This window comes from Salinarimonas sp. (assembly GCF_046292825.1).
Classification (GTDB): Bacteria; Pseudomonadota; Alphaproteobacteria; order Rhizobiales; family Beijerinckiaceae; genus Salinarimonas.
This window is the reverse complement of sequence record NZ_JBKBQG010000025.1, coordinates 38,440-54,307: the sequence shown is the minus strand read 5'-3', so window position 1 is coordinate 54,307 and position 15,868 is coordinate 38,440. Positions and strand designations below refer to the sequence as shown.

15 protein-coding genes are annotated in these 15,868 nt (G+C 71.6%); 11 read left to right on the top strand and 4 right to left on the bottom strand.

The genetic code is table 11. The features are described 5' to 3' along the window. Nucleotides 1-15 precede the first annotated feature (15 nt). The 9 genes from ACK4UM_RS13235 (at nt 16) to ACK4UM_RS13195 (ending at nt 9,544) form a co-directional block, all read left to right on the top strand. Nucleotides 16-1,311, top strand: coding sequence for a CaiB/BaiF CoA transferase family protein (locus ACK4UM_RS13235; protein WP_409799755.1), 1,296 nt, complete (start codon nt 16-18; stop codon nt 1,309-1,311). 58 nt (nt 1,312-1,369) lie between these two features. Further along, nucleotides 1,370-2,122 (top strand): DUF1223 domain-containing protein, encoded by a 753-nt coding sequence (locus ACK4UM_RS13230; RefSeq protein WP_409799752.1) that lies wholly within the window; start codon nt 1,370-1,372, stop codon nt 2,120-2,122. Between the two features lie 196 nt (nt 2,123-2,318). After that, entirely contained in the window at nt 2,319-2,933 is a 615-nt protein-coding gene (locus ACK4UM_RS13225; protein WP_409799750.1) for a DsbA family protein, read from the top strand. Between the two features lie 312 nt (nt 2,934-3,245). Further along, nucleotides 3,246-6,695 (top strand): chromosome segregation SMC family protein, encoded by a 3,450-nt coding sequence (locus tag ACK4UM_RS13220; RefSeq protein WP_409799747.1) that lies wholly within the window; start codon nt 3,246-3,248, stop codon nt 6,693-6,695. Between the two features lie 186 nt (nt 6,696-6,881). After that, nucleotides 6,882-7,319, top strand: coding sequence for an AtpZ/AtpI family protein (locus ACK4UM_RS13215; RefSeq protein WP_409799744.1), 438 nt, complete (start codon nt 6,882-6,884; stop codon nt 7,317-7,319). A gap of 33 nt (nt 7,320-7,352) precedes the next feature. Beyond that, nucleotides 7,353-8,102 carry a F0F1 ATP synthase subunit A gene (locus ACK4UM_RS13210; RefSeq protein WP_409799741.1) on the top strand — a complete coding sequence of 250 codons (750 nt, stop codon included), beginning with the start codon at nt 7,353-7,355 and terminating at the stop codon, nt 8,100-8,102. Nucleotides 8,103-8,168: 66 nt separating this feature from the next. After that, a complete protein-coding gene (locus ACK4UM_RS13205; protein ID WP_409799738.1) occupies nt 8,169-8,417 on the top strand; it encodes a F0F1 ATP synthase subunit C in 249 nt (82 codons plus the stop codon). Between the two features lie 102 nt (nt 8,418-8,519). Then, a complete protein-coding gene (locus ACK4UM_RS13200) occupies nt 8,520-9,050 on the top strand; it encodes a F0F1 ATP synthase subunit B' (RefSeq protein WP_409799735.1) in 531 nt (176 codons plus the stop codon). Continuing rightward, on the top strand, nt 9,047-9,544 hold the full coding sequence (locus tag ACK4UM_RS13195) for an ATP F0F1 synthase subunit B (protein ID WP_409799733.1): 498 nt from the start codon (nt 9,047-9,049) through the stop codon (nt 9,542-9,544). The genes ACK4UM_RS13200 and ACK4UM_RS13195 overlap by 4 nt, the downstream gene beginning before the upstream one ends. Before the next feature lie 86 nt (nt 9,545-9,630). Here ACK4UM_RS13195 and ACK4UM_RS13190 read toward each other — a convergent pair whose 3' ends face one another. The 3 genes from ACK4UM_RS13190 to ACK4UM_RS13180 all read right to left on the bottom strand — a co-directional run bounded on the left by ACK4UM_RS13190 (nt 9,631) and on the right by ACK4UM_RS13180 (nt 12,481). Continuing rightward, entirely contained in the window at nt 9,631-10,845 is a 1,215-nt protein-coding gene (locus ACK4UM_RS13190) for a site-specific DNA-methyltransferase (protein WP_409799802.1), read from the bottom strand. Nucleotides 10,846-11,082: 237 nt separating this feature from the next. Further along, a complete protein-coding gene (locus ACK4UM_RS13185; RefSeq protein ID WP_409799731.1) occupies nt 11,083-11,538 on the bottom strand; it encodes an NfeD family protein in 456 nt (151 codons plus the stop codon). Nucleotides 11,539-11,557: 19 nt separating this feature from the next. Then, nucleotides 11,558-12,481 carry an SPFH domain-containing protein gene (locus tag ACK4UM_RS13180; protein ID WP_409799728.1) on the bottom strand — a complete coding sequence of 308 codons (924 nt, stop codon included), beginning with the start codon at nt 12,479-12,481 and terminating at the stop codon, nt 11,558-11,560. A 189-nt stretch (nt 12,482-12,670) separates the two neighbouring features. Here ACK4UM_RS13180 and serA point away from each other — a divergent pair, with 189 nt between their 5' ends. Continuing rightward, a complete protein-coding gene (gene serA, locus ACK4UM_RS13175; RefSeq protein WP_409799726.1) occupies nt 12,671-13,939 on the top strand; it encodes a phosphoglycerate dehydrogenase in 1,269 nt (422 codons plus the stop codon). 127 nt (nt 13,940-14,066) lie between these two features. Then, nucleotides 14,067-14,759 carry a L,D-transpeptidase gene (locus ACK4UM_RS13170; protein ID WP_409799724.1) on the top strand — a complete coding sequence of 231 codons (693 nt, stop codon included), beginning with the start codon at nt 14,067-14,069 and terminating at the stop codon, nt 14,757-14,759. A gap of 148 nt (nt 14,760-14,907) precedes the next feature. Here the strand turns inward: ACK4UM_RS13170 and ACK4UM_RS13165 are convergent, their stop codons facing one another. Then, the gene (locus tag ACK4UM_RS13165) at nt 14,908-15,828 is read right to left on the bottom strand and encodes a LysR family transcriptional regulator (protein WP_409799721.1); all 921 of its coding nucleotides are present in this window, start codon (nt 15,826-15,828) and stop codon (nt 14,908-14,910) included. Between the last annotated feature and the right edge of the window lie 40 nt (nt 15,829-15,868).

Here is a 15,868-nt window from a genome sequence, read left to right as displayed (position 1 = left end):
AGCGAGCGAGCCCTCATGCGCGAGACTGCCGAGACGAGCCCCGATCCGAAAACCCGCAGCCTCGCGGGCCTGCGCGTCCTCGACCTCACCCGCGTGCTCGCGGGCCCGAGCGCGACGCAGCTCCTCGGCGATCTCGGCGCGGAGGTGATCAAGGTCGAGCGGCCGGGCACCGGCGACGACACCCGCGCCTGGGGGCCGCCCTTCGTCGCCGACGAGGCCGGCGCGCCGACCGAGCTCTCCGCCTATTATCTCGCGGCCAACCGCAACAAGGGCTCGATCGCGATCGACCTCGCCAGCGAGGCGGGCGCCGCCCTCGTGCGCGACCTCGCGCGGGTGTCGGACGTGGTGGTGGAGAACTACAAGCCCGGCGACCTCGCCCGGCGCGGGCTCGACTACGAAGCGCTGCGCGCGGTCAAGCCCGATCTCGTCTGGTGCTCGATCACCGGCTTCGGCCACGAGGGGCCGTATTCCGACCGGATCGGCTACGATTTCCTCGTCCAGGCGATGGGCGGGATCATGGATCTCACGGGCGAGCCCGACGGCGCGCCGATGAAGGTCGGGGTCGGCATCTCCGATCTGATGTGCGGGATGTACGCCGTCGTCGGCATCCTCGCCGCCCTGCGGCATCGCGACGCGACGGGCGAGGGGCAGTTCCTCGAAGTGTCGCTCTACGACACGCAGATCTCCTGGCTCGTCAACGCGGCGACGAACTACCTCGTCTCGGGCCGCGCGCCGCGCCGGCTCGGCAACCGCCACCCGAACATCGCGCCCTACCAGACCTACGAGGCGGCGGACGGGCATCTCGTGGTGGCGGTCGGCAACAATGGCCAATTCCGGCGTTTCTGCGAGACGCTCGGCCTGCCCGAACTCGCCGACGACCCGCTGTGTCGCGACAATTCCGGGCGGCTCGCCAATCTCGACGCGATGAACGCGCGCGTCGCGCCGGTGATCGCGAGGGCGCGCGTCGGCGAATGGGTCGAGCGGCTCAACGCGGTCGCGGTGCCGTCCGGACCCGTCGCGAGCGTGGCGCAGGCGCTCGAGGATCCGCACACGATCGCGCGCGAGATGGTCATCGCGATGCCCTCCCCCGTCGGCGGGCCGGACCTGCGCCTCCTCGGCAATCCGTTGAAGCTTTCGGCGACGCCCGTCTCCTACGAGCGCGCCCCGCCGCGCCTCGACGCCGATCGCGACGCGATCCTCGCGCGCGCGCTCGGTCTCGATGGCGAGGCGATCGCGCGGCTCGCGACCGCCGGCGCCTTCGGGCGCAGGTCCGAGACCGATGCCGGCGGCGATCCGATCGCGACTGCGTGAGCGCCTCTCGCGGCAACGTGAGTTCCGCGAGCGCCCGCGGCATGCTTAAACCGTTTGTATGAACCCGATCCTCGCCCTGGCGACCGCCGCAATCCTCGTATTCGCCGTCCCGAGCGCCGCCCGCGCCATCGGGATCGAGGCGCCGCCGCGCGCGGTCGTCGAGCTCTATACCAGCCAGGCCTGCGCCTCCTGCCCGCCCGCCGACGAGAAGCTGCTCGAGCTCGCCCAGGATCCCGGCATCCTCGCGCTGACGCTGCCGGTCGATTACTGGGATTATCTCGGCTGGGCCGACACCCTCGCCCATCCCGACCACACCGCCCGCCAGCGCGCCTATGCCGACGCGCGCGGCGACCGCAAGGTGTTCACGCCGCAGATGGTGGTGAACGGCACGCTCGCCTGCATCGGCTCGAAGCGCAACGAGGTGGCCCGGACGATCGCGGCGGCCGAGCCGCGCGGCGGGGCGCTGCCGGTGCCCGTCTCCGTGTCGGTGAGCGGCGGGCAGGCCCAGATCCGCATCGGCGACGGCGCCGCCGCGCAGGCCCCCTCGCGGGCGCCCGCGCAGATCTGGCTGATGGCGGTGATGGCGCAGGCCGATGTCGAGATCGGCCGCGGCGAGAATGCCGGCCGCCACGCCCGATACGTCAACGTCGTGCGCGCGATGGCCGAGGTCGGCGCCTGGGACGGCGCCGAGAGCCGGCTGACCGTGCCTCTCTCCGGGCGCGGCGATTTCCACGTCGTCCTCGTCCAGGAGAGCGTCGACGGCAAGCCCGGCCGCATCCTCGGCGCCGCCCGCAGCGATGCGGCCCGATGAAGCCGGTCGGGCGCGACCGCGTTCGCCGCGCGATCGGATCGCCCTCGTCTCGCCACGAGAACGCGGGCTAGCCGTCGCGCCGGCGACACCCCACATGAGCGTCGTCCGCCGCCCGGCGGGCCGCTCGCCGCACCGACCGATCGCTTGCAGGAGCGATCGCCCGAAGACCCGCTCGCCCCAGGAGCTCGAGACTGCCATGTTCACGCGTCGCACCGCCCTCTCCCTTCTCGCAGGAGCCGGCCTCGCACCGCTCGTGTCGCCGCGCCTCGCCCGCGCCCAGTCGCTGGAGGAGGAGGGTCCGCTCGGGGACGTCTGGATGGGCGCCGAGGACGCGCCGGTGACGGTGATCGAATACGCCTCCCTCACCTGCAGCTTCTGCGCGCGCTATCACGCCGAGACCTTCCCGCACGTGAAGGCGACCTATATCGACACGGGCAAGATCCGCTACGCGCTGCGCGAATTCCCGCTCGATCCGCTCGCCACCGCGGGCTTCATGCTCGCGCGCTGCGAGGAGGACCGGTTCTATCCGATCTCGGACCTCCTGTTCGAGACCCAGCGGCAATGGGCTTTCGCCGAGCGCCCCCTCGACGCGCTCTCGAATCTGATGCGCCAGGCGGGTTTCTCACAGGAAAGATTCGAATCCTGCTTGCGTGACCAGACGCTTTTCGATGCGGTGAACGACGTGCGCGAGCGCGGTGCCGCGCTGGGCGTCAACTCGACGCCGACCTTCTTCTTCAACGGGGAGAGGCGCTCCGGTGCGCTCACCATCGCCGAGTTCGACGCGATCGTCCAGCCGCTGCTGCCGAGCTGAGCCGACGCCGCGCGCCGCCTCGCCGGGTGATCGACCGAGGGCCCGTCGCGTCGAGTTCGGCGTCCGCGTGACGGCACGCCCCTTCTCCTTCCCCTCAGGGGAAGGTGGCTCCGACCCCGAACAGGGGTCGGAGACGGATGGGGTCTTTCGACCCGAAGGAGCGAAGGGGCGTTGGGCTTCTCCGTACGTAAGGCGCTCTAGGACGACGCCCCTTCGCAGCTTCGCTGCGAAGGACCCCATCCGACCCGTCGGCTTCGCCGCCGGGCCACCTTCCCCTGAGGGGAAGGAGAGGGGTGATCGAGGAGGCGGCGCGTGCATCTGACCGGGCTGCGGATCGTCGGCTTCAAGACCTTTCTCGAGCCGACCGAGATCGCGATCGAGCCGGGCCTGACCGGCATCGTGGGGCCGAACGGCTGCGGCAAGTCGAACCTCGTCGAGGCCCTGCGCTGGGTCATGGGCGAGAATTCGTACAAGGCGATGCGCGCGTCCGGCATGGACGACGTCATCTTCGCGGGCTCCGGCTCGCGCCCCTCGCGCAACCATGCCGAGGTCCTGGTGCGGCTCGACAATGCCGCCCGCACCGCGCCCGCCGCCTTCAACGACGCCGACCACCTCGAGATCTCCCGCCGTATCGAGCGCGAGGCGGGCTCGACCTATCGCATCAACGGGCGCGAGGTGCGCGCGCGCGACGTGCAGCTCCTGTTCGCCGACGCCGCGACGGGCGCGCGCTCGGCGGCGCTCGTGCGGCAGGGGCAGATCTCCGAGATCATCGCGGCCAAACCCCAGGCGCGCCGGCGCATCCTGGAGGACGCCGCCGGCATCGCGGGCCTGCATGCCCGCCGCCACGAGGCGGAATTGCGGCTCAAGGCGGCGGAGGACAACCTCCTGCGCGTCGAGGACGTGCTCTCCTCCCTCGACGGACAGGTCGAGGGGCTGCGCCGGCAGAGCCGGCAGGCCGCGCGCTACCGGGCGGTGCAGGCGGAGATCCGCCGGCTCGAGGCGCTCGTCCAGCTCGTGGGCCACGCGGCGGCGGCGCGCGAGGCGGAGGAAGCGGCGGCCGAGGCCCGCGCCCGCACGAGCGCTGTCGCCGATCGTGCCGCCGAGCAAGCGAAGGCGGCGCGCGAGCAGGCGATCGCGGCCCACGCGCTGCCGAGCCTGCGCGAGAGCCAGGCGAGCGCCGCGCAGGCGCTGCAACGATTGGTCGTCGCCCGCACCGCGCTGGAGGGCGAGGAGACCCGCATTCGCGAGCGTGCGGCCGGCCTCGAGCGCCGCGCCCGCGATCTCGCCGGCGAGCGCGTGCGCCAGGAGGCGCTCGCCCGCGACGCCGCCGAGAGCCTCGCCCGGCTCGAGGCCGAGCGGGCCGAGCTCGTCGACGCCGCCGACGACGACGGCGCGCGCCCGGCGGCGCAGGAGCGTCTCGCCGCCGCGAGCGCGGCGCTCGCGACCGCCGAAGCCGCCTTTGCCGAGGCGCAGCGTGCCGCCGCCGACGCCTCCGCCCGCGCCGCCGCCCTCGCCCGCACGGCGGAGGCCGAGCGCGCCCGCCTCGCCCGCTTCTCCGGAGAGGTCGAGCGGATCGCCCGCGAGCGCGCGGCGCTGGACGCCTCCGTGCCGGCCGATCTCGAGCCCCTCCTCGCCGCCCGCGAGGCCGCCGAGGAGGCGCTCGCCGACGCCGAGACCCGGGCCTCGGAGGCGCGCGCGCTCCTCGCCCGCGCCCGCGAGGCCGAGGCGCGCGCCCGCACGCCGCTGGCCGAGGCCGAGCGGGCGGCGCAAAGGCTCGAGACCGAGGCGCGCACGCTCGCGACCCTGTTCGCGCCCGCGGGCGCGGGCGGCTTTCCCGCCCTGATCGACGCGGTGAGCGTCGAGAGCGGGTTCGAGACGGCGCTCGCCGCCGCGCTCGGCGAGGATCTCGACGCCTCCGCCGACCCGGCCGCGCCGACGCGCTGGATCGCGATCGACCCGCCGCAGCCCGATCCGCCGCTGCCGGACGGCGTGCCCAGCCTCGCCGACCGGGTCGGCGGGCCCGCCGCCCTCGCGCGGCGCCTCGCCCAGATCGGCCTCGTCGATCCCGCCGACGGCGAGCGCCTGCGCGGGCGCCTGCGTCCGGGCCAGAGGCTCGTCAGCCAGGCCGGCGACCTGTGGCGCTGGGACGGATACGTCGCGGCGGCGGAGGCGCCGTCGGCGGCGGCGCGGCGGCTCGCCGAGCGCAACCGGCTCGGCACGCTCGAGGCGCAGGCCGAGGCCGCGCGGGAGGCCGCCGATCGCGCCCGCGCCGATCTCGACCGCGTCCAGACCGCCGCGCGCAACGCCGCGGGCCTCGAGACGCGCACCCTCGAGGAGGTCCGCCTCGCCCGCACCGCCCTCGATCGGGCCCGCGAGGCGTCGACCTCCGCCGAGCGCCGCGCGGCCGAGATCGCGACGCGCCGCGCGAGCCTCGCGGAGGCGCTGGCGCGCGCCGAGGAGGAGCTCGCCGACGCGCGCGAGCGGGCGGAGGAGGCGGCCGAGGCGCTCGCCGAGCTCGAGCCCGCCGACAGTCTGGAGCGCACGCTCGCGGAGACCCGCGCGAGCCTCGGGGAGGCCCGCGCCGAGGCGGCGGAGGCCCGCGCCGCGCTCGACGGCCTCGCCCGCGAGACCGAGATCGCGCAGCGTCGGCGCGCGGCGATCGCCGCCGAGATCGAGAGCTGGGAGAGCCGGCGCGGGCGCGCCGCCGCCGCCCTCGAAGACATCGCCGAGCGTCTCGCCGAGATCGAGGAGGAGCGGCTCGCGATCGAGGCGGCGCCCGACGATTTCGAGATGCGCAAGCGCGCCCTCGCCCGCGACATCGCGGCGGCGGAGGCGGCGCAGCGCGAGGCGGCGGACCGGCTCGCGGAGGGCGAGAGCCTGGCGGCGGCGACCGACAAGGCCGCCCGCGCGGCGCTCGACGCGCTCTCCGCCGCGCGCGAGGCGGCGGCGGGCGCGGACGCGCGCGCCCAGGCGCAGGCCGAGCGGCTCGCCGCCCATGCGCGGGCGGTGCGCGAGACCTTCGAGACGGACGTCGTCGGCCTCTACGCGCTCGCGGGGCTCGCGCCCGGCGACGCGTTGCCGGAGGGCGCGCCGTCCGAAGAGCGGCTCCTCGGCCTCAAGGCCGATCGCGAGCGGCTCGGCGCCGTCAACCTGCGCGCGGAGGAGGAGCTCGCCGAGATCGACGCCAAACGCTCCGGCCTCGTGTCCGAGCGCGACGACCTCGTCGAGGCGATCAAGCGCCTGCGCGGGGCGATCCACAACCTCAATCGCGAGGGGCGCGAGCGGCTGCTGGCCGCCTTCGAGGTGGTGAACGGGCATTTCCGGGGGCTGTTCACCACGCTCTTCGGCGGCGGCACGGCGGAATTGACCCTCGTCGATTCGGACGACCCGCTCGAGGCCGGCCTCGAGATCCTCGCGCGCCCCCCGGGCAAGAAGCCGCAGACGATGACGCTGCTCTCGGGCGGCGAGCAGGCCTTGACCGCGACCGCCCTGATCTTCGCGGTCTTCCTCACGAACCCCTCGCCGATCTGCGTGCTCGACGAGGTCGACGCGCCGCTCGACGACGCGAATGTCGAGCGCTATTGCGCGCTCCTCGACGACATGGCCGCGCGCACCGCGACGCGCTTCCTCGTGATCACCCACAATCCCATCACGATGGCCCGCATGGACCGCCTCTACGGGGTGACCATGGTCGAGCGCGGCGTCTCCCAGCTCGTCTCCGTCGACCTCGAGCGCGCCGAGCGGCTGCGCGAGGCCTCGTGATTTCGTCGGAAGGCGCGACGCGTCGACGGGTCAAATTCGGCGTTTCCTCAACGAAATCAGAGATTTATCGCAAGCGCGAGCGTCCTTGACAGGGGGCACCCCCGCAAATATGGTGCGCCCGGCTTTCGGGGCTTGACTGCTGCTTCTCCTCACGCAACCCGCCGGACGGCGAACGGGCGATCCGCAATGGGCGATCCGACTGATCGGCGAGACGGGGGCGAGAAGAAAAATCAGTCCGGTTCCGACGACGAAGCCGATCTGTCCGCGAGGCTCGACCGTCTCCGCGCGCGCCTCGGCGAGGCAGAAGCCAGGCGCGACGGCGGCGGTGGGGGCTCTTCCCGAGCGGCGTCCGATATGTCCGGCGTCGGAAAGGCGTTTCGCTTTTCCGCGGAGTTCATCGCGGGCGTGATCGCGGGGACGGCGCTCGGCTGGGCGATCGACCAGGTGGCGGGAACGACACCCTGGGCGATGCTGGTCGGGCTGATCCTCGGCTTCTGCGCGGGCATGCTGAACATCCTGCGTGCCGCGGGGGAGTTGAATCGGAAGCCCGGGTCGGGTACTCCCCCGCGCGGGCAAGGCGAGGCGGACGAGACCCGCGGATCGGACGACGAGCCCAGGGCCTGAAGACACGGCGCGTTTGCGAGGACCGAGAGAATCATGGCGAGCCCCGTCGAGCAGTTCGAGATCAAGGAGATCGTCCGATTCGGGACGATCGGCGACGCCCCGATCGCGCTCACGAATTCCGGGCTGCACATGCTGCTCATCGTGGGCTTCATCGTCGGCCTGTTGAGCTTCGCGACCCGCAACTCCTCGCTGATCCCCGATCGCTGGCAGGCCTTCGTGGAGAGCATCTACGAGTTCACCGCCCGCATGCTGCGGGACGCGACGGGCAAGGAGGGCATGAAGTTCTTTCCCTTCGTGTTCTCGCTGTTCCTCTTCATCCTGTGCTCGAACCTGCTCGGCATGGTGCCGGGCGCCTTCACGGTGACGAGCCAGATCATCGTCACGGCGGCGCTCGCGCTCCTCGTCATCGGCACGGTCGTCGTCTACGGCGTGATCAAGCACGGGACGCATTTCTTCGGCCTGTTCGTGCCGTCGGGCGTGCCCGGCTGGCTCGCGCCGTTCATCACCGTCATCGAGGTGATCTCGTTCATGTCGCGGCCGATCAGCCTCTCGCTGCGTCTGTTCGCCAACATGCTCGCCGGCCACATCGCGCTGAAGGTGTTCGCGAGCTTCATCGTGTCGCTGCTCGCCACCGGCGGCGTGGTGGCGATCCTCGCGCCGCTGCCGCTCCTGATGACCTTCGCGATGGTCGCCTTCGAGATCCTCGTCGCGGGCCTCCAGGCCTACGTCTTCGCGGTGCTCACCTGCATCTACCTGAACGACGCGCTGCACCCCGGCCATTGAGGCGCGGCGCACTCGTGTGAACCCACAACGACACCACAACCCAACCTTCCTCAAGGAGCAACACAGATGGATCCGGAAATCTTGGCCGCTACCGGCGCCGCGTACAGGTTCCTCGGTGCCGGCCTCGCCTGCATCGGCATGGGTCTCGCCGCTCTGGGCGTCGGCAACATCTTCGCGAACTTCCTCTCCGGCGCGCTGCGCAACCCCTCGGCGTCCGACGGTCAGTTCGCCCGCGCGTTCATCGGCGCGGCGCTCGCGGAAGGTCTGGGCATCTTCTGCCTCGTCGTCGCGCTGGTTCTGCTCTTCGTCGTCTGACGCGGTCCCGCGTCACGGCGCCGTCGCAGGCGGCACGTCTGCGACGGCGGAGACGGTGCCGGGCTCGTCGCCCGGCTCCAGCACAGCGAGGACTATGACGCCATGGCATCACCGACCCCGGCCGGCGCCGAAGCGGTCTTCCCCCCCTTCGACGTCACGACGTTTCCCTCGCAGCTCCTGTGGCTCGCGATCTCGTTCGGGCTCCTCTACTACGCGATCCACCGCGTGATCGCGCCGCGATTCTTCGGGATCGTGGAGGCGCGCGAGGTCACCGTCGCGCGCGATCTCGATGCCGCGAGCAATGCCCGGCGCCAGGCGGAGGCGGCGAGCGCCGCCTACGACGAGGCGCTGGCGAACGCGACGGCGAACGCCCAGGCGCTCGCCAACGAGGCCCGCGACGCCATGGCGGCCGAGGCGGACGCGAAGCGCAAGCAGCTCGAGGCCGAGCTCGCCGAGCGCCTCGCTCTGGCCGAGGAGACCATCGCCACGCGCAAGCGCGAGGCGATGGCCAATGTCCGCGACATCGCGGAGGAGACCGCGACGGCGATCGTCGAGCGGCTGATCGGCAAGGCTCCCGCCCCGGGCGCCGTCGCCGCCGCGCTCGACGCCCGTGCGCAGGAGGCGACCCGATGAGCGGCATCCTCGCCAACACCTATTTCTGGCAGGCGATCGCCACGATCGCGCTGATCTGGGTCCTGTACCATTACAAGGTCTTCGCCCGGATCGGGGCGGCCCTCGACAAGCGCGGCGCGCGCATCGCGTCCGAGCTCGACGAGGCCCGCCGCCTGCGCGGCGACGCCGAATTGCTGCTGCGCGAATACGAGGTCAAGCGCGCCAATGCCGAGAAGGAAGCGGCCGCCATCGTGGCCGCGGCCCGCGAGGAGGCCGAGCGGATCACCCGCGAGGCCGAGGCGCGCATGACCGATTTCGTCGCCCGCCGCACCGCCACGGCCGAGGCCAAGATCGCCCAGGCCGAGGCCCAGGCGATGGCAGAGGTCCGCGACGCCGCGATCGCCTCGGCGATCGCCGCCTCCGAGCGCGTGCTGCGCGCCGAGGTGCAGGGCCCCCTCGGCGAGCGCCTCCTCAAGGACGGCCTCGGCGAGATTCGCGGACGCCTCGTCGCCTGACGGGCGCTCTTCGAGACCAATCGAAAAGCCCGGCTCTCGCGAGCCGGGCTTTTTTTCGTTTCGTCCGCGCGGCGCGTCCGCTCCCGTCACCCCGCCATCGCGGCCCGCACCTTGTCGCGCAGGGTGTCGATCGAGAGGAGCGCGCCCTCGCGCTCGACATGCCAGAAGGTCCAGCCGTTGCAGGCGGGCAGGCCCTGGGCGAGGGCGCCGATCTTGTGGATCGACCCGACGATCCCGGTGAGCGCGATCGTGCCGTCCGGCCGCACCACCGCCTCGTAGCGGCGGCGCTGGTCGACGAGCCGCTCGCCCGGGCGCACGAGCCCGCCCTCGACGAGGCTCAGGAACGGCACGCGCGGCTCCGAGCGCTTCTCGGGCGCGGGCGCGAGCGCCGCCTCGTCCAGGGTCTCGACCGCTGCGATTCGCGCCCGCGCGGCCGCCGCATAGGCGGGGTCGCGCTCGATGCCGATGAAGCGCCGGTCGAGACGCTTGGCGACGGCGCCCGTCGTCCCGGTGCCGAAGAAGGGATCGAGCACCACGTCGCCGGGCTTGCTCGAAGCGAGCAGCACGCGTGCGAGGAGCGCCTCGGGCTTCTGCGTCGGGTGGAGCTTGCGCCCCTCCCCGTCCTTGAGGCGCTCGTCGCCCGTGCAGAGCGGGAAATGCCAGTCCGAGCGCATCTGGACGTCTTCGTTGCCCGCCTTCAGCGCCTCGTAGCGGAAGGTGTAGCCCTTTGCGTCCTGGCCGCGCGCGGCCCAGATCAGCGTCTCGTGGGCATTGGTGAACCGCTTGCCGCGGAAGTTCGGCATCGGGTTCGCCTTGCGCCAGACGACGTCGTTGAGGATCCAGAAGCCCTGGTCCTGCAAGGCCGAGCCGACGCGGAAGATGTTGTGGTAGGAGCCGATCACCCACAAGGTCGCCGACGGCTTCATCACCCGGCGCGCCTGTGCGAGCCAGGCGCGGGTGAAGGCGTCGTACTCGGCGAAGCTCGCGAATTTGTCCCAGTCGTCGTCGACGGCGTCGACGAGGCTCTGGTCCGGTCGCGTGAGCGCGCCTTCCAGCTGGAGATTGTATGGCGGATCGGCGAAGACGAGGTCCACGCTCTCGTCGGGAAGCCGGGCGAGCGCCTCGAGGCAATCCCCGACGATCACCTCGTCGAGCGGCGGAGCGGAGGGCCGCGCCGGTCTGGACTGAAAGGACGGAGAGGGAACCGCAATCCCCATCCGAGGCGCCGACGCGGACCGCCCGGTACGCGAAACCAGTTTCCGGGCGGTGGCGCCGGCGGCCCCGGTACGCGAGGTACCCATGGCCATGCACCGTTTACTCGACTGACGGGAGGCAGGATGGGGCCGTTAGGGTAAAGATCGCGTTGCCGAGATGAAGAAAACGCGTCTTTTTTTGGGGCTGCAGATTTTGCCTAGTTGTTGATTTTGCTGATCTTTTCGCGCCAGCGGCGGCGTGGGGTCGACACCCGTGGCGAACGCAGGCCGACTTTTTCGAAACCCGTGAGCGCGCCCGCTTCAGGCGCCGGCCCGCGCGCGCCCTCACGCCTTGCGGACGCGCGGGAGGCCGTCCTCGATCGCGACGATGTCGACGAGATCGCCCTCTGCGATCGGGTCCTCGCCGATGGCGGCGAACGTCGTGTCCTGGACGCGGATGCGCCCGCGCCCGGCGACGAAGGCGCTCGTCGCGACCGTGCGCTGGCCGACGAGGCCCTGCATCTCGCGGTTGAGGGTCGCGGCCTTCGGATCCTCCTCGCCCTTCTTCTGCAACGACAATCCGAGGCTCATCGCCGCGATCATGCAGGCGGCGAAGACGATCAGCTGCCAGGCGAGCGGCATGTCGGGGGAGAGCGTCAGGATGAGCCCGGTCGCGAGCGCGCCGAGCCCGATCCAGAGCAGGAACACGCCGGGCACGACGATCTCGAGCCCGGCGATGACGGCGCCGACGATGATCCAGGCCCAGGTCGCGTCGAACACGTTTTCCAGAAACGAGATCATCGTCGGTCGTCCTCGCTCGTCAGGGCTTGGCCTGCGCGTTCATCGTGCGCACGAGCTCGCCCACCCCGGCGATGGCGCCCGTGACCCCCGCGGCCTCGAGCGGCATCAGCACGAGCTTCGAATTGCCCGACGAGCCGATCGCCTGCAAGGCCTCGACGTATTTCTGGCCGAGGAAGAACTGCACCGCCTGGATGTCGCCTTCCGCGATCGCGCGCGAGACCATCTGGGTCGCCTTGGCGTCGGCCTCCGCCGCGCGCTCACGCGCTTCCGCCTCGAGAAAGGCCGCCTCGCGCAGGCCCTGCGCCTTCAGGATCTCGGCTTCGCGCATGCCCTGCGCCTTGAGCACCTCCGCCTCGCGCAGGCCGTTCGCCTCGGTGACCGAGGCGCGGCGGCGGCGCTCGGCGGTCATCTGGAGGTTCATCGCGGCCTGGAGATCGTCGGACATGCGCAGGTCGCGGATCTCGATGCGCATGATCTTGACGCCCCAGGGGTTCGTCGCCTCGTCGATGATCGCCATCAGCGTCTCGTTGATCTCGGCGCGCTTGGAGAGCACGTCGTCGAGGTCGAGCGAGCCGATCACCGAGCGCAGATTCGTCGTGGTGAGGTTGACGATCGCCTCCTCGAGATCCTTGACCTGATAGGCGGCGCGCGCGGCGTCCTGGACGCGGTAGAAGACCACGCCGTCCGCGATCACCGAGGCGTTGTCGCGCGAGATCACGGTCTGGGCGGGCACGTCGAGCACCTGCTCCATGATCGAGAGCTTGCGGCCGACGGTGTCGATGAAGGGCAGGATGATGTTGAGGCCCGAATCGAGCGTGCGCGTGTAGCGCCCGAAGCGCTCCACGGTCCATTGCTCGCCCTGCGGCACCGTCTTGATGCCGGCGAAGACGGTGGCGACGACGATGACGACGACGACCGCCGCGAAGACGAGGAAGGCGTCCATGAGTGCAGTACCTCGGGTTTGCGTCGGCGCCCGGCGGGCGGACGGCGACGAAGCGGATCTTGCGAGCCGTCCTCATGACACGAGCTTGCTTGCGAATCGCTGAACGCGCGCTTGATTCGCCCCCCGCCTCCTGCGACACAGGCCCCCTCGCGCCCGCACCCGTTCCCGCGAGACGACCGAGAGCCGCCGATGACCGACGCCGACGCTTCCCTCCCCGTCTCCCTCTCCCTGCCGAAGGAGCGGATCAAGGTCCTCTTCCTCGAGGGCATCAACGACAGCGCCGTCGATCTGATGAAGGCGGCGGGCTACACGAATCTGACGCGGCTCAAGACGGCGCTCGACGGGCAGGCGCTGCTCGATGCGCTTCGCGGCGTGCACATCCTCGGCATCCGCTCGCGCACGCAGCTCACTCGGGAAGTCCTCGAGGCCGCGGATCGGCTGATCGCGGTGGGCTGCTTCTCGGTGGGCACGAACCAGGTCGATCTCGACGCGGCCCGGCTCGTGGGCGTGCCGGTCTTCAACGCGCCCTTCTCGAACACGCGCTCGGTGGCCGAGCTGACGCTCGCCGAGATCGTGTTCCTGATGCGCCGGATCGTGCCGCGCTCGAACGCGGCGCATGCGGGGGGCTGGGACAAGTCGGCGACCGACAGCCACGAGGTGCGCGGCAAGTGCCTCGGCATCGTCGGCTACGGCAATATCGGCTCGCAGCTCTCGAACCTCGCCGAGAGCTTCGGCATGCGGGTGCGCTATTACGACCGCACGGACAAGCTGCGCCACGGCAATACCGAGCCCGTCGACACGCTCCACGAGCTCCTCGCGACGAGCGACGTCGTCTCGCTGCACGTCCCCGAGACCCCGGAGACCGAGGGCATGATCGGCGAGGCCGAGATCCGGGCGATGAAGAAGGGCGCCTTCCTCGTCAACAACAGCCGCGGCACCGTCGTCGATCTCTCGGCGCTCGCCCGCGCGCTCGCCGACGGCCATCTGCGCGGGGCGGCGGTCGACGTCTTCCCCGTCGAGCCGGGCTCGAACGCGGAGCGCTTCGAGAGCCCGCTGCAAGGCCTCGAGAACGTGATCCTCACGCCGCATATCGGCGGCTCGACGGTGGAGGCGCAGGAGCGCATCGGCGTCGAGGTCGCGCGCAAGATGATCGATTATTCGGACGCGGGCGCCACCGTCGGCGCCGTCAACTTCCCGCAGGCGACGCTGCCCGCGCGCAGCCGCGGCACGCGCTTCATGCACGTCCACCGCAACGTGCCCGGCATCCTCGGCCACATCGTCGAGGTCTTCTCCCGGCGCGGCATCAACATCGCCTCGCAATATCTGCAGACGGACGCGGCGGTCGGATACGTCGTCGTCGAGGCGGACGGGGTGCCGGACGATGCCCGCGCGATCCTCGCCGATCTGCGGGCGATCGAGGGCACGATCCGGGCGCGCCTCCTCTACATGCGACAATAAGGCAACATTCCTACCGCGCGTCGCCCGGGGCGAGAAACGCGGCTTGGCTGTCCGGTAAGGCTCGGTTAAGCACATTCGTTAACCATAGGGCCGCCGCGACTCGGTCGGCCGCCTCCGGATTGCTCGCATGCTCGCTCGTATCGTCACCCTCTGCGCCGCTCTCGGCGCCGCTCTCGGTCTCGCCGCCTGCAACACCACGACGACCGCGGAGATCCCCTATCCGCGCGGCGACGCATGGCTCAATCCCGCGGTCCTCGCGGTGGCCGCGTCCGACGATTATTCCGCCTGGTATACAGGCTTCAAGCCGGACGAGCCCTTCGACGTGCCGCTCGTCAACCGCGCGCTCATGCGGCCGGAACTGATGCGCCAGGAGGTGGCCTATACGGGCGGGGAGGCGCCGGGCACCATCGTCGTCGACATCGACAACCGCTTCCTCTACCTCGTCCAGGGCAATGGCCGCGCGATGCGCTACGGCATCGGGGTGGGCCGCAACGGCTTCGCCTGGCGCGGCGACGCGCGCATCGGCCGCAAGGGCGTCTGGCCCGGCTGGGGCCCGACCGACAACATGCTGCGCATCAACCCGGACCTGCCGACCTTCATGCCCGGCGGGCTCGAGAACCCGCTCGGCGCCCGCGCGCTCTATCTCTACCAGGGAGACCGCGACACGCTGTTTCGCATCCACGGCACCAACGAGCCCTGGTCGATCGGCGAGGCCGTCTCCTCGGGCTGCGTGCGCCTCCTCAACGAGGACATCGTCGACCTCTACGAGCGCGTCCCCGTCGGCGCGCGGGTGATCGTGCGACGCGGCATGCGGGCGTAAAAATTCCTCTCCGCCAATCCCTCCCCGTAGGGGAGGATGGACACGGGAGCGAAGCGACCGTGGCCGGGTGGGGCCCGTGGCGCGGAGGATAGTCTCCACCCGGGCCCCACCCGACCTCCTTCGGCTCCGCCTCGGAGGCCACCCTCCCCTACGGGGAGGGATTCTCGCCCCCCACCTCCCCCAGCAACCACGCCCGGAACGCCGCCACCGTCGGCAGCGCCGCCTTCGCCTCCGGATAGACCAGCCAATAGGCCTCCTCGGATCGCGATGGCGCGTCGAAGGGCATGACGAGGGCGCCGGAGCGGATCTCCTCCTCGACGAGGAAGCGGGGGACGATGGCAAGCCCCAGCCCCGCCACGGCCGCCTGGGCGACCATCGCGAATTGCTCGAAGCGCGGGCCGGGGGTCGCGCGGGCGGGGTCGAGCCCCTGCTCGACGAGCCATTGCTCCCAGGCGCGCGGGCGCGTCGCCTGCTGCAGGAGCGGGACGCCGAGCACGTCGCCCGGCCGCGCCAGGCGGTGGCGGGCGACGAGCGCGGGGCTCGCGACCGGCACGATCTCCTCCCCCATCAGCCGATGCAGCCGGGCGCCGGGCCAGATCGGCGCGCCGAAATGGATCGCCGCGTCGTGCCCCTCGCGGTCGAAATCGAAGGGCAGGAGGCGCGTCGCGAAATTGATGGTGATGTTCGGATAGGCTTCGGTGAAGCGCGGCAGGCGCGGGATCAGCCAGCGCGTGCCGAAGGTCGGCAGGATCGCGAGGTTGAGGACGCCGCCCGCGCCGCGAAACGCCATCAGGTTCAGGGTCGCCGACGAGAGCGCCGCGAGCGCGGCGCGCACCTCCACCGCATAGGCCGCCCCCGCCGGCGTGAGCGCCACGCGCTGGCGGACGCGGTCGAACAGACGCACGCCGATCAGCCCCTCGAGCGCCGCCACCTGCCGGCTGACGGCGCCCTGCGTGAGCGCGAGCTCCTCCGCCGCGCGCGTGAAGGAGCCGTGCCGGGCGGCGGCCTCGAAGGCGGCGAGCGCGCCGAGAGAGGGCAGCGGCGCGCGGGGCGGGAGCGTCGGCATCATTCCGTATCCTCATGACCGAGTGAGAACATATGGGTTGCGC